This is a genomic window from Parafilimonas sp. (genome assembly GCF_047606085.1).
GTDB lineage: Bacteria > Bacteroidota > Bacteroidia > Chitinophagales > Chitinophagaceae > Parafilimonas.
In genome coordinates, this window is the sequence record NZ_JASGEX010000040.1 from 1 (window position 1) to 14,518 (window position 14,518).

At 40.6% G+C, this 14,518-nt stretch carries 9 protein-coding genes; 3 read left to right on the top strand and 6 right to left on the bottom strand.

Annotation, left to right across the window (positions count from 1 at the left end):
* Nucleotides 1-93: 93 nt before the first annotated feature.
* Nucleotides 94-426 carry an alpha-L-fucosidase gene (locus tag QM629_RS03540; protein ID WP_415157253.1) on the bottom strand — a complete coding sequence of 111 codons (333 nt, stop codon included), beginning with the start codon at nucleotides 424-426 and terminating at the stop codon, nucleotides 94-96.
* 177 nt (nucleotides 427-603) lie between these two features.
* Complete coding sequence (locus tag QM629_RS03545; protein ID WP_415157255.1) at nucleotides 604-3,021, bottom strand: ABC transporter permease; 2,418 nt, start codon at nucleotides 3,019-3,021, stop codon at nucleotides 604-606.
* 271 nt (nucleotides 3,022-3,292) lie between these two features.
* On the opposite strand from QM629_RS03545, the gene QM629_RS03550 reads away from it, so the two are divergent.
* The gene (locus QM629_RS03550) at nucleotides 3,293-4,552 is read left to right on the top strand and encodes a DUF937 domain-containing protein (protein WP_415157257.1); all 1,260 of its coding nucleotides are present in this window, start codon (nucleotides 3,293-3,295) and stop codon (nucleotides 4,550-4,552) included.
* Nucleotides 4,553-4,705: 153 nt separating this feature from the next.
* Here QM629_RS03550 and QM629_RS03555 read toward each other — a convergent pair whose 3' ends face one another.
* The 4 genes from QM629_RS03555 to QM629_RS03570 form a co-directional block, all read right to left on the bottom strand.
* Nucleotides 4,706-7,042 carry an FtsX-like permease family protein gene (locus QM629_RS03555; protein ID WP_415157259.1) on the bottom strand — a complete coding sequence of 779 codons (2,337 nt, stop codon included), beginning with the start codon at nucleotides 7,040-7,042 and terminating at the stop codon, nucleotides 4,706-4,708.
* 60 nt (nucleotides 7,043-7,102) lie between these two features.
* Nucleotides 7,103-9,559 (bottom strand): ABC transporter permease, encoded by a 2,457-nt coding sequence (locus QM629_RS03560; protein WP_415157261.1) that lies wholly within the window; start codon nucleotides 9,557-9,559, stop codon nucleotides 7,103-7,105.
* A 308-nt stretch (nucleotides 9,560-9,867) separates the two neighbouring features.
* Nucleotides 9,868-12,222: an ABC transporter permease gene (locus QM629_RS03565; RefSeq protein ID WP_415157263.1), complete on the bottom strand. Its 2,355-nt coding sequence runs from the start codon at nucleotides 12,220-12,222 to the stop codon at nucleotides 9,868-9,870.
* Nucleotides 12,191-13,918, bottom strand: a complete 1,728-nt coding sequence (locus QM629_RS03570) for an ABC transporter permease (RefSeq protein WP_415157265.1) — start codon at nucleotides 13,916-13,918, stop codon at nucleotides 12,191-12,193. The genes QM629_RS03565 and QM629_RS03570 overlap by 32 nt, the downstream gene beginning before the upstream one ends.
* 76 nt (nucleotides 13,919-13,994) lie before the next feature.
* Between QM629_RS03570 and QM629_RS03575 the strand changes: the two genes are divergently transcribed.
* Complete coding sequence (locus QM629_RS03575) at nucleotides 13,995-14,162, top strand: hypothetical protein (protein WP_415157267.1); 168 nt, start codon at nucleotides 13,995-13,997, stop codon at nucleotides 14,160-14,162.
* Complete coding sequence (locus QM629_RS03580) at nucleotides 14,149-14,511, top strand: type II toxin-antitoxin system VapC family toxin (RefSeq protein ID WP_415157269.1); 363 nt, start codon at nucleotides 14,149-14,151, stop codon at nucleotides 14,509-14,511. The genes QM629_RS03575 and QM629_RS03580 overlap by 14 nt, the downstream gene beginning before the upstream one ends.
* Nucleotides 14,512-14,518 lie beyond the last annotated feature (7 nt).

Here is a 14,518-nt window from a genome sequence, read left to right on the forward strand (position 1 = left end):
AAAATATCAGGAAGAGGAAGAACGTAAAGAGGAAAGGGATGGAAAAGATTTTACGCAGATGAACCTTGGAATATAGCCCTTTGGGCTGCTTCTTTAAGCCACCTGCTTTGCAGGTGGTATTTGACTGTGAAAATCTACAAACCGCTGCCGGTATGCTTCATTCTCTTCATAAGAAGTGTCGGTTTTTTCTTTCTTTATACGCTTCCAGTACCATTCGGCATAACTGTAGCCGCTGTTGGGAATTACCGGCGCATAGGCAGGAACTGAATACAACCCCCAATGAATAAAAATGCCGAATTTATCCTGTTGAAACCATTCAGGCATTTTTCGGCTGTTGAGTGAAGCCCAGTTGGGTTGAAATTTTTGAGCGGATATGTTACTAACGCAAAAAGCAATAATTAAAAGTAAATAAAGCAATCTTTTCATGCAGAAGAATTTAGCGTAGTCAAATATAAGGTCGTTTATCCTTTTATTAAAGTGTTTTGTTTTACTCCGTTCTCAAACTCTTTATGGCTTTTGGCAATTTGCAGCCTTATTACCTGGGAAACCAGCTCCTGCCTTCGGGGCACCCCGCAGTTTTTTCTATCGCCTCCGGCGAGGATATTATTCTGTTCTTAATGATTTCACCGGGTTGGCCGTTGCCGCTTTCATTGCCTGGAAACTTACCGTTATTAATGCAATTAAAATGGCGGCAACACCGGCCACAACAAATATCCACCAGCTAAGCGCTGTGCGGTAAGCAAAACTTTGCAGCCAGGTATGCATTGCCCACCATGCCACAGGAAAGGCAATAACAGAGGCGATAAGCACAAGCTTCGCAAAGTCTTTGGATAACATAGCCACAATGCCTCCCACACTGGCGCCTAACACTTTGCGTACACCAATTTCCTTTGTGCGTTGTTCTGCTGCATACGTAACCAAACCAAACAAGCCAAGGCAACCGATAAATATGGCAAACACAGCAAAGGTTATAAACAGCTTACCGGTCTGTTGTTCGGCTGTATAAACTTTGTTGAAGTCATCATCCATAAAAGTATAACTGAACGGCTGGCCTGCTGCTGCAGCGTTCCACCTGTTTTGAATAATATTGATGATGGAAATAATGTTTTGGGTATGCACACGCACAGCAATACTGCCCCGGTTGTCGCCTAACTGTATTAAAAGCGGGCCAACATCCTGGTGCATGGAGCTGAAATTAAAATCTTTCACCACACCTACTATATGATAGGCAACAGCGCCATTTACATTGTTATTGCTGAAATCGGGGCGATATAAAATTTCTTTAAGCGGCTCTTTTAAGCCCAGCACTTTTACTGCAGCTTCATTAAGTATGAGGCCGGTTGAATCAGAAAGAAAATCTCTTGAAAAATTCCTGCCGGCTGCTATTTTCATACCAAGCGTTGGTATATAATTTTCATCCACATAAAAATCAGTTAACACAACGCCTCTTTTTGCATCCATAGTGGCATCCCGAAACCAGCCTTCGGTATCAAAGTTGTTGCCCGTGGGCAAATCACCTGAAACAGTTGCATTCTCCACACCGGAAATATTCAGCAGTTCATTCCTGAAAGCATGGATCTGTTTATCAAGGTACCAGGCATTGTGCAGCACCAGCACCTGATCGCGGTTATAACCGATTTTCCGACTGCGTATGTAATCAAGCTGGTTGTAAATAACGATCGTTCCTATAATAAGCATAATAGAAATGCTGAACTGAAATACTACCAAACTGCTGCGCAGCCAACTGCTTTTAAAGCCCTTCGCTATCTTACCTTTCAACACATCTATCGGCTGAAACGATGATAAATAAAAAGCAGGATAACTGCCGGCAATGCAGCCTACAACAAGCGCCAGTACAAGCATTACGGGAAAAAGCCAGGTTGAGAATAAAGTGGCAACACTCATTGCTTTACCGGCTAGCTGGTTGAACAATGGTAATAACAACATGACCAATAAAACAGCAAGTACTAATGAAAAGAAGCTTATTAAAACAGATTCTGTTAAGAATTGTGTGATGAGATGCAACCGCAATGAACCCGCCACTTTTCTTATGCCCACTTCTTTGGCGCGGTTGGCAGAGCGTGCTGTGGAAAGATTCATAAAGTTCACACAGGCTATCAGCAAAATAAAAACAGCAATAACAGAAAAAATATAAACATAGCTGATGTTGCCGTTCGCTTCTATTTCGTACTGCTTGTCTGAATGCAGGTGAATATCGGTAACCGGCGTTGCATGGTAATTAAAATGGCCGCCGGTTTTTTTGAGATCATTCAATGAGGCATGCAACTGGTCCTGTAATTCTTTTCCCAGGTAATTGCTGATGGTTGCATCTACATCTTTTTGAAGCTTTTGTTTTGTTACGCCCGGCCTTACCAGCACATAGTTGTACCGGTTGTTGCTAAGCCAACTGGGATTGTCTTTTCCCCGCGGGCGAATAAAATGAAAATGAAAATGCGATTGCCCCGGAATATCTTTTATTACACCGGTGATCTTGCAGTAATTATCATTATCAACAAGTAAAGTTTTACCAAGTACATCGGTGGTATTGAAATATTTTTTAGCGGTGGTTTCATCAATTACAATTGAATTGGGGTCGCGCAATGCCGTTAACGGGTTGCCCGCAATCATTGGCAACGAAAACACTTTAAAAAAAGTGGAATCTGCAAAAGCCGCATGATCGTCCTGTACATTCCGGTTATCTTTTTTTACAAGGATGCCACCCTGGTTAGCCACTCTTGTTATTTCTCCCACTTCAGGAAAATCTCTCTTTAACGCCGGGCCAAGCGGGTCGGGCGAAACCGCAAAAATGGCGGAGGTATTATTAAAGAAAATATCCGCATCAATGCGGTAGATGCGATCCGCATGGGGATAGTGTTTATCATATCTTAATTCATCTGTAACATACAAAACAATCAGCAGGCAAACAGCCAGCCCGGATGCGAGGCCAATGATATTAATGGCTGAAAAGCCTTTATTTTTCCAGAGGTTGCGCAAGGCAACTTTCAAATAGTTTTTAAGCATGGTTGTACGTTCAAAATTTAAAAATCAGCATTTAAAAAAGACCCGGTAAGGCTGGTTGTGCTATTACGTTTCAACCGTTTTTTTGTTACTATTTTTTAAAAACAGTTTTACATGTATGGTTTGGTACCGGCTAAAAAACTATTGCCAAGCCCTGAACCTGGCAGCCTGCACTGCTGTTCATACCCACCGGCAAACAATCTGGCTGAATATTTGTGAACTAACCAAAATAAAACGCTAATCAAATTTATTTATTAAACAAAAAAACAGCCATATGTCATTAAATATCCTCGAATCAATCAAAGGCATTTTTAATAATGACCTGATTTCAAAAGCAGCTACATCAGTTGGTGAACCTGAAAACGGCGTGCAAAAAGTGGTTAACGGCGCAGTGCCGGCCATATTGTTAAACCTGTTACACAAATCAGATACACCGGAAGGCGCCAGTTCTGTTTTCAGCCTGGTGAACAATGCAGTTAACAGCGTACCGTTAAATAATCCTGCCGGCTCGTTACCCCTTGTAAATGCTGCAGAAGGCGCTTCATCAAATGTCACCAGCAACCTTTTTGGAGATAAATTGAGTGGCCTGGTTAATTCCTTTTCCGGTTTTTCCGGTATAAAACAATCTTCTGTATCGTCTTTATTAGGCTGGGTTACACCGTTAGTGCTGGGCCTGCTGGGCAAACATGCCAAAGATAATAACCTGGGTGCTGCCGGCCTGACGGACGCCCTCAAAAGCCAAAAAGATGCGATTGCTTCAGCCATTCCATCCGGCCTCAACTTAACAGGTATTCTTGGTTTGGGCAGCCTTGCAGGTTTAGGCGGCAAAATAAGTTCAATGGCCGCTTCTGCCGGCGCTGATATAAAACACAAGAGCGCTGAAGTTACACAGGAAGTAAAAAAAAGCGGCAGCAAATGGCTATTACCATTGATTATTATTATAGCGGCTGTTTTGCTGATAGGATATTTGATGAAAAGCTGTAACGGCAAAACAGATACCGTTGCAACAGGAGATACGGCTGTTAACACAACTGCTGATTCAACAATAACCGACAACACCGGCCCTGTTTCCGTTAAGGTAAAACTTCCGGATGGCACCGAGCTGGATGCCTATAAAGGCGGCATAGAAGACAGGCTTGTAGCTTATCTAAACTCAACAGATGCGGCAGACAGCATCAGCAAAACAAGATGGTTTGATTTTGATAACCTTAATTTTAAATCAGGCAGTTCGGAAATTACAGATTCGAGTAGGGTACAGATAAACAATATTGCAGCTATATTGAAAGCTTATCCAAAAGCAAAAATTAAATTAGGTGGTTATACAGATAAAACCGGAGATTCAACAGTTAATTTAAAACTTTCCCAGCAACGTGCTGAAGCTACCCTGGCTGCTATTAAAAAAGCAGGCGCAAATGCAGCACAGTTAACAGGCGCAGAAGGGTATGGCAGCAAATTTGCCACTGTAGAAGCTTCTGCCCCGGATGAGCAAAGAAAAAAAGACAGGCACATTTCTGTAAATGTAAAAGAAAAATAAACTGACAGATGGCAAGAGGCTGTCCTCAAAAAAAGTACAGGACAGCCTCTTTTTATTTTTATCCGGCAGGTAAATGGAGTTTACGTGCATCATTCCGTCCGCAAACGCTTTATCCCGAAGTCTGCTTCGCAGCCCGGGATTTCGTCGTTACGCTCACTCTGTTCGCAATGACTCAACCGGGTTTGCTACCGCAATCCTGTAAGTGTACCAGCCTATTGTACATAACCCTGGTAAAAGAAATATTATAATGGCTGCTATAATTAAAAAAGAATCAATCCTTATATGAAAAGCATAAGTATTTAAAAACTGGTTGCCCAATAAGATGCCAACAGGCAAACCAATGGCAACCGCAATAAGCAATAGATATGTAAAAGACTTTGAAACCTGGAGAATTATGCTTGTTACAGAGGCGCCCATTATTTTACGAATGCTTACTTCTTTTGAACGCGTTTGGGTAGTATAAACAACCATGCCCAACAGCCCCAGCAAAGCAATAGATAAAGACATACCTGTAAGCACGCCCATCCCGCTCAGATCGCCTTCATGTAAATGCTGATCATGTAGCAACTGGTCAAACCATAGCGCATCAAATGCTTCATTGGGAAAAGTTTTTTCCCAGGTATTTTTTATGGTTTTTAACGAATATTGATCCGCGGCTCCCTGTATTTTTAAATTAAGGCGGGTGAACTGATCTGCATTATCCGTAAGTATGAGCGGCATAATACTTCTTTGCATGCCGGCATAATGAAAATTTCTTACTACGCCGGCAATATGGAAACCGGCAGTATCATCTGTTTTAATAATTTTTCCTACGGCATCGCCCGGTGTTGTAAAGTTCAGGATTTTACAGGCCTCTTCATTTATCAAAACATCTTTAAAAATATGTCCTCCGACAGGCGGCAGGGTTTTTCCCGCTATAATCTGCAGCCCGAAATCTGTAATAACAGAAGGAGATATTGAAAAATATTCACTCCTCACGCTATCATTAACCGATTTTCTTATAAATACGGCATCGCCGCCGGAAAACCCGAAAAGCTGCGAAGTGGCAGAAATTGACTGAACGCCGGGCAATAAAGAAAAAGCAGCCACAGCTTTCTTATAGCCGTTTTCAGGCAACGGCAGTGTAAGTATATTTTGCCTGTTGAAACCATAATCTGCATTTGCCATAAATAAGCACTGCTTATAGAATATCATTAAGGTAATAACAGCAACCATTGATACAGTAAACTGAATTGCAATCAACGTTTTTCTTAAGCCAATCCCTCCAAATAAACCAATATTAAAACGCCCACTTAAAACTTTTACAATTTTCACTTTTGAAAATATTTTAGCCGGTATCCATCCTGCTAAAATGCCGGTAATAAATGTAAACATTACAAAGCTTATACATGTAATGGCATCATAAGAAATAGTGCCAACCATTCTTTGCACAGTACTAAAACGGCTTATCCATGTTAATTCTATCATTGCAATACATAAAGCAAGAAAGGCTGTCAAAACGGCCTCTGACAGAAACTGAAAAATAATATGCTTTTTTAAAGCCCCGGTTACTTTACGAATACCCACTTCTTTTGAACGGCCTAAAGAACGCGCCAATGTTAAATTGATATAATTAAAAAATGCAAGCATTAAAATGCCAAGACTAATACAGGCAAAAATTATAAGCCCGCTCATTAAGGGTTCATCCGTGATACGATTGTACAGGTTAATGGTTCCGGGAGAGATATGATCTAATCTTTGCATGTTGAATGCAAAAGTTTTTTTGTCCTGATGGATAAAATCATTTGCATCTTTTGCAGCATTATTCAGCATGTTTTTAAAAGTTAAGGTGCTGATGCCTTTTTTTAGTTTTACATAGGTTAATGCAATCGTTTCATCATCCCAGCTTTTTTGAAAGAAACCCGCAGGCGGGGAGACAAGAATATCAAAATTCAAATGAGATTCTCCGGGGTTTTTTGCAAGCACGCCGTTTATAATGTAATTATTGCTGTCTATTACAAGCACTTTCCCAACCGGGTTCTCCTCGTTAAAAAAACGTTTTGCCGTTTCATAAGAAAGAGTAGCAGTCTGCGGCTGCAGCGCCGGAGCACCTTCCAAAACTTTAAAGCCAAATATGGAATAAAAGCCTGGTTGAATATAAGCAAGCTTGGTATACAGTCTTTTTTCATTAGCCACAACATTCGCATTTGCCAACTGAATGCTGGTGACATCTTCCACACCGCTATAATTGGTTTTTAAATAGCCGCTTAGCGGAGCAGGCGAAGTAGCGCATAGAAATTGTTCTCCGTTTTTATAGGTTATATCAGTAAGTATCCTGTATGTTCTTGATGCGTCGGGATGAAAATTATCATAGGCGAATGCTTTTCTTATCTGCATTATTGCCAGCAGGCAAACCGCAATGCCGGTAGCTAATCCAAAAATATTAATCACAGAAAACAACCTGTGCTTATTTAAATTCCGCCAGGCGGTTTTGAAATAATTTTTAAACATAGAAGCTGATTTGTGATGTTTGATGTACCGTTGACTGTCGACTGTTGACCGTTAACCGATTCATTCCGTTCTCAAACTTTTTACCGGATTTGCCAATGCCGCTTTTATCGCCTGGAAACTTACAGTAATCAAGGCGATAAAAAGTGCCGTAATTCCCGCTGCGGCAAACATCCACCAGCTAATGCTGATGCGGTACACAAAATCCTGCAGCCATTTATACATAAAATACCAGCCAAGAGGAACAGCAATTATAAATGCAATGGCGACAAGCTTTACAAAATCTTTTGAAAGCAATTGCACAATGCCGCTTACACTTGCGCCCAATACTTTTCTGATGCCTATTTCTTTTGTTCTTTGTTCTGCAATAAAAGTCGCTAATCCAAACAGCCCCAAACAGGCGATGGCAATTGCAAGCACAGAAAAGATTAAAGCGATTTTGCCGACTCTTTGTTCGGCATCATACATTTCGTTGAATGATTCATCCAGAAAGCGATAATTGAACGGCATGGATGGCACCAGCGCTTTCCATTTGTTTTCTGCACTGCTGATGATATTACTGATATTTGCCGCATTTACTTTGAATGCAACATAGCTGCCGGCTCTTTTGCGAAGACGGAAACATAAGGGGCCGACATTTTGGTGAAGCGATTCAAAGTTGAAATTTTTTACGACACCGATAATGTTATAAGGAATAAGCCTGGCACTATCATCCTGCCCGTATATTTTTGTGTTTAGCGGATCTTTCCTGTTCAGGAACTTTGCTACTGTTTCATTTACTATCATTGCCGAAGAATCGCTGGGAAAATCCTTTGAAAAATTTCTTCCCTTTATGAGCTGCATTCCCATTGTTGGGATGTAATTTTCATCAATAGACCAGTTTTGCATATCAAAACCATTCTTTACATCCGTTGAAGGCCCGGAAAAATAAGTATTATCGCTGCGACTTGAATTGCTGACCGGCAAATAAGGGCTTATTGTAGCTGATTGCACACCGCTGATTTTTGTAATATCTTCCTTAAAAACGTTGGTACTGCCGCCCAGGCTGAATGCATCGTTAATAATCAGCACCTGGTCTTTATTAAATCCAATATCTTTTGTTTGAATAAAATGAAGCTGCTTATAAATAATAATGGTTCCTATGATTAAAAAGATGGATGTTGCAAACTGAAATACGACCAGCACACTCCTCAACCCGCCGCTTTTGTTACCCATTTTCAATTTACCTTTCAGCACTTCAACCGGCCTGAATGATGATAAAAAGAACGCAGGATAACTGCCGGCAATTAGTCCCACAATAACCGGCAATGCAACAAGCAATAATAAAATAGCCGGTGAAAAAAGATTGCGCACGGAAATTATTTTGTTGGCAAGGCTGTTAAAGAGCGGCATCACCAGCCATGCCATACCTATAGCAATAATTAAAGATAAACAGACCATTAATACCGACTCACTAAGAAATTGCAGGATCAGTTCTCTTTTTTCCGTACCAAGCACTTTGCGTATACCTACTTCTTTTGCACGGTTGGCAGACCGTGCAGTGGTTAGGTTCATAAAGTTTACGCAGGCAATCAATAAAATAAAAAGCGCTACTGCTGAAAAAATATACACATATTGAATGTTGCCGCCTGGCGCCAGCTCAAATTGATAATCGGAATAAAGATGAATTTTTGTTAACGGCGTAAGCGAATACTCCAGTTTATTGCCTGCTTTTTTAAATTCATCCATGCTGGTTATTTTCACAAACTGCTGAACATAAGGAAGTACGTAGCGGTTGGTATAATCGTCAAATTTTTTTTCAAAGGCTTTGTAATCTGTTCCCTTTGCCAGCAATAAATAGGTATGAAAATTATGGCTGGCATATCGTCCCCATTCATAGCTAACATTCTTCATCGGGAAAAGAAAATTGTAATTAAAATGGCTGTTCTCAGGCATGTCTTTTATTATTGCTGTTATTTTATATACATCGGTTTTATTATCGCCCGGCGTTTGTACTTCAAGGGTTTTGCCCGTAACATTGGCGCCATGCGCGATATCCTGTGGAAAATATTTTTTAGCAACCGATTCTGTAATAACAACGGTGTTCGGTTCATTCAATGCAGTATGTGTATTGCCTGAAATTGCGGGAAAAGTGAATACATCGAAAAATGTGGAATCAACATTGGCGACTTTTTCTTCTTTAATGTAGTTGTTGCCTTTCTTAATTAATTTATAGCCGTCGAAATTATAAATGCGTGTGTATTGCTCTACCTGCGGGTAATCTTTTTTCAGTACCTGCCCCATCATGTCGGAGGATATTGCTCCATGTATTTCGCCACCACCAAACCGTATGTCCGCATTGATGCGGTAAATCCTGTCCGCATTTTTAGTAAAACGATCATAGCTCAGTTCATCCAGCACATATAACGCTATGATTAAAAAGCAGGCAAGGCCGGTTGCCAAACCGACGATGTTGATGATAGAGAATGTTTTGTTTTTTAAAAGGTTTCTCCAGCCGATTTTGAGATAATTTCTGAACATGACAGTGTGTTAAAGTTTAACGTAAGCGGTAACAGGAATGCAGATGCCCTGCGTCCTGTGTGATGACTCATTTCAGAATGCAGGCAGCCGCCAGTCCTTTCTAATGACTATTTAGCTATAAGCTATCAGTGAACGGAAAAACTCCGGACCAGGGATAAGATTTATAGAGGGTATGACGCTTTGGACAGAAAAAGGTTACTTCAATTCGCGTTTAATACTGATTGTAAATAACCTTTCAGAATAAAGAGCAGTTCTCCGGACAAAGCGATTAAACCATGAATATCTTAAATCCGGCGAATCTTGGTTCTTTACTCTGTTCTGAGTGACTTCACCGGGTTCGCCATCGCCGCTTTTATTGCCTGGAAACTTACTGTTATCAAAGCAATCAGTATTGCCAGTATTCCCGCGACGCCAAATACCCACATTTGTATCGGTACTTTGTACGCAAAATCCTGCAGCCAGTTATGCATCGCCCACCATGCAAGAGGAGTAGCGATTGCCATGGAGATGACCACCAGCACAATAAAATCCCTGGATAACAGCGTAAACAAAGAAGTAACGCTTGCGCCCAGTACCTTCCTGATCCCGATCTCTTTGGTTCTTTGTTCAGCAGTGAACATCGCCAGGCCTAACAAACCCAAACAGGAAATGAATATGCCGAGGAAAGCAAACCAGCCTGATAGTTTACTGACCACCTGTTCACTTTTATACAGCTTTTGATATTCTTCGTCGGAGAAGGAATAGGTGAACGGAAATTTCGGGTTCAGGTCTTTGCATATTTTTTCAAGACTGGCCAGCGCCTGCTTGGTTTTGCCGGGTTCGGTACGAACAAGTATGTTTCCCCGGGTAGAGTTTTCCCCATTACGAAGTATTAAGGGATTTATCGGATCATGCAGGGAAGAAAAATGAAAATCTTTCAGTACACCGACAATCGTTCCTTTTTGTCCCCAGAAGGTAAGTGGCTTACCAACCGGATCTTTATAACCGATAACTTTTAAGGCCGATTCATTAATCAGATAACCGGCTGAATCGGAAGCAAAATCTTTTGAAATATCCCGGCCGGCGACCAGCTTCAGGTTCAGTGTTTTTACAAAGTCATAACCTTCAAATGTATTAGTGAAATTAACAGAAGAGTTCGGGTCTTTTCCTTCCCAGTTCACGCCGCCTGTACCGCTGCCGATATTGGTCGGCGTTTCTCCTATGCGTGTCACTGATTTTATTCCGGTGGAATTAAGCGCTTGCTCTTTAAACACTTTGTATTGTTTACGCAATTCGCCTTCAACCGGTACGTATATCAGGTTTTCCCGGTCATAACCGAGGTTAATGCTTTGTATGAATTTTATTTGCTGGGAAACAATGATCGTTCCTGTTATCAATATAATGGAAAGGGCAAATTGAAAAACGACAAGCCCTTTACGTAAAAACGCAGAGCCATTGCTGAATTTCAGTGTTCCTTTTAAAACGGTAATCGGTTTGAAAGAAGAAAGAAAAACAGCCGGATAAATACCGGATGCAAGACCTGTAATAAAGGTTAATAACACAACGCTGATCCAGAAATAGACATTTGAATAAGGAAAGGCAATTTGCTTTTCCGTCAACTGGTTGAAATAGGGCAGCAGTACAACCACAAGAATAAGCGATAATACCACTGAAATGGCGGTAATGAGTAACGCTTCGCTTAAGAACTGCCGCATCAGCACCGGCTTAATGGCGCCTGCAACCTTCCGTACCCCGATTTCTTTTGCCCGTTTAGCGGAACGGGCAGTAGTAAGGTTCATAAAATTGATGCAGGCGATTAATAGTATGAACACGGCAACGATGCTGAACAGTTTTACATACTGAATGCGGCCGCCTGTAATAAAACCATCTTTAAAGTTTGAGTTCAGGTATAAATCCCTGAACGGTTGCATGTGCAGTTCAATGCGGAAAGAGGCCGTTTGTTCTTTATTATAATTGTCGAGGAACTTCCTGATTTTTGAATCAACCAGCTTTGCATTGGCGTTATCGTGTAAATAAATCAGGGTATTCGGGCCATCGTTTCCCCATTCCTTCGCCCAACTGTTTTCTTCCAGGTAGGTTGCCCAGTTAATAACAAAATCAAACTTATCCGTAACATTCGCCGGTAAATCAGCGAATACACCGGATACCGTAAGGTCTTTCCTGTTTTCATAGCGCAGTGTTTTGCCTACAGCCGCATCCGCGCTGCCAAAAAAAGCTTTCGCCATTTTTTCGGAGATGCAAAGACTGACGGGTGAATTCAGGGCAGTTGCTTTATTTCCCTTAAGCAAGGGATAATTCATCATTTTGAAATAATCAGAATCCGCGTAGCTGCCATCAAATTTCATGATCTTATCTTCCGCCTGAAAAGTAAGGCGATCAGGATAACCAATAGTAGACAGGTTGGAAGCGTATTCGATTTCCGGTATATTCCGCTTCATTTCGTTGGCAAGTATCCCCGGCGTGTAATAGCCGCCATCAATTTTATTATCGATAAACTGGCGCTCATATACAATATATAGATTTTTACTTTGCATGCCATCCACACTTTTTTCATCCTGCACCCAAAGCAAGATCAGGATACTGCAGGCCATGCCCAGGGCAAGTCCCATAATGTTCAGTAATGAAAATGCTTTATACCGCATCATGTTTCGCACCGCGCTCATTTATTATCATTGCCTGTATGCTGTCGGTTGCAAAATCTTTTGAGAAACTTCTGCCTGCCGCTAACTCTAATTTATACTGGTCAATATAGTTGTAATCAACAAAGTAAAGATTGATATTCGTTTTTTGTGTTTCGCCTTTTGCGTTTTCTATTTCTGAATAATCTGCTTTATAACTACTGCCGGGCACACTTGATGACCATGTGGTTGATAATACACCCGGAATGGATGATAGGGATGCTTTGAACGCATCTTTGTTCTTGTCAAAATTGGTATTGATAATAACTTCCTGTTCCTTACTAAAACCCAGATCTTTATTGCGCATATAATTCAACTGCGTATAAACAATAATAGTTCCGGCAATCAATACAATGGAAACAACAAATTGAAAAATCACCAGACCTTTACGCAGTATTAGGCCCTTGGTGCTTGTTGAAAAATGCCCCTTTAAAACAGTTACAGGATTGAAGGACGACAATACAAGTGAAGGATAGAAGCCGGCAACAATACCAATAATAAAGGCAAGCAGCAATAAAAAGAGCAACCGTGCTTCATTGCCAAATATACTGCTGCTGATTGTTTTGCCTGCAAGAACATTGAACAAAGGCAATGATAATTGACATAACAAAACAGCCAGTATAAATGCTACCATGCAAATAAGAATAGATTCTGCAATGAATTGTTTGGCAAGCTGAAAACGTGCTGCTCCCATTACTTTTCTTATGCCTACTTCTTTTGCCCGTTCAGCGCTTCTTGCTGTAGTGAGATTAATGAAATTAATGCACGCAAGCAGCAAAATAAAAATACCAATCACCGAAAAAATATACACGTTATTAATATTACCGGTTGTAAACACTTTTGCAGGTGTGAAAGCCGTGTGTGTTGATTTCAGGTAAACATCATGCAGCGGTTCAATATACAATGTTTCAAGCATCTGCCGTTTTCCTGCATCTTCGCCATGATACTTATCCATAAAAGCAGGTAATTTTTTTTCAAGCGCTTTTACATCGGTGTATGGTTTTAATAAAATATAAGTCAGAAAATTATGATTGTTCCAATCACTGTCTAAAGTTGATTGTTTATAAATAATTGGATAAGATGACATGGATACCAGCATATCAGCATGGAGCTGTGAATTCCCAGGAATATCTTTCATCACGCCTGTAATGGTTGCATTTATGGCCGCGCCGGTGAGTAACACATGCTGGCCCAAAGGGTTTTTACTGCCAAAATATTTTTTGGCTGCTGTTTGGGATAAGACAATGCTCATGGGTTCTTTAAGTGCCGTTTTTTTATTGCCTTCAACTAAGGGAAAATCGAATATGTTGAATAAGGATGAATCGGCAATCAGCGTTTTTTCTTCCTGGAATTTTACATCATCTTTCTTAACCAGAAAACCATCCGATGCAAATCGCACTGCATCTTCCACTTCCGGAAAATCTTTCTTTAAATAGATGGCAACAGGCGCAACGGTAATACCCGCCGCAATGGTTTCAGAAGGCGTTCTTACATCCGATACAACCCGGTAAATCCGGTCGGCTTTCGTGTTAAAGCTATCATAGCTTGTCTCAAAGCTTACATATAAAAAAATCAGGAAAAACGCCGCCATGCCAACAGCAAGGCCAAGAATATTAATCACCGAAAAAGCTTTTCGGCTTAGCAGGTTCCGCCATGCGGTTTTGAAATAATTTTTAAACATAAAAGATGATTTGTGATGTTTGATTTATGATGCCTGATTTATACACCTGCCCGAATATTTTAGTTATATTTGATTTATGATTATAGAAATTAAAAAACCTGTTACTAAAGAAAAAGTTCGGGATGCCCTTGCCCTCGTTTCCAAAGAACATCGGAAAAAGTCTTTGCGTAAACATTTCGGGAAACTCAAAAGAGGATTGAATGGCACATCTTATCAAAAAAAGATAAGAGATGAATGGAATTAGCTTCGTCGCCGACACCAATTTTCTAATCAACGTACATGAGGGATTAGCCAAGACAGAACCTTTCCTGGATGGAACAGCCGTTATTTCTGTTATTTCTGAAATTGAATTATTAGGATGGCATAACCTTACCCCATCAATGAAAAAGAAACTAACCGCTCTCCTCGAAGATTGTATTATTATAGAACTTACACAGGAAATTAAAAGCATAGCCATACAAATGAGGCAGCAAAGCAAAATAAAAACTCCCGATGCCATTATTGCTGCTACTGCAAGTTTCCTGCAGCTTCCGTTGGTAACTTCTGATAAAGGATTTAAGAAAATCAAAGGCATAGAAATCATTTTAATTTAATAGTTCT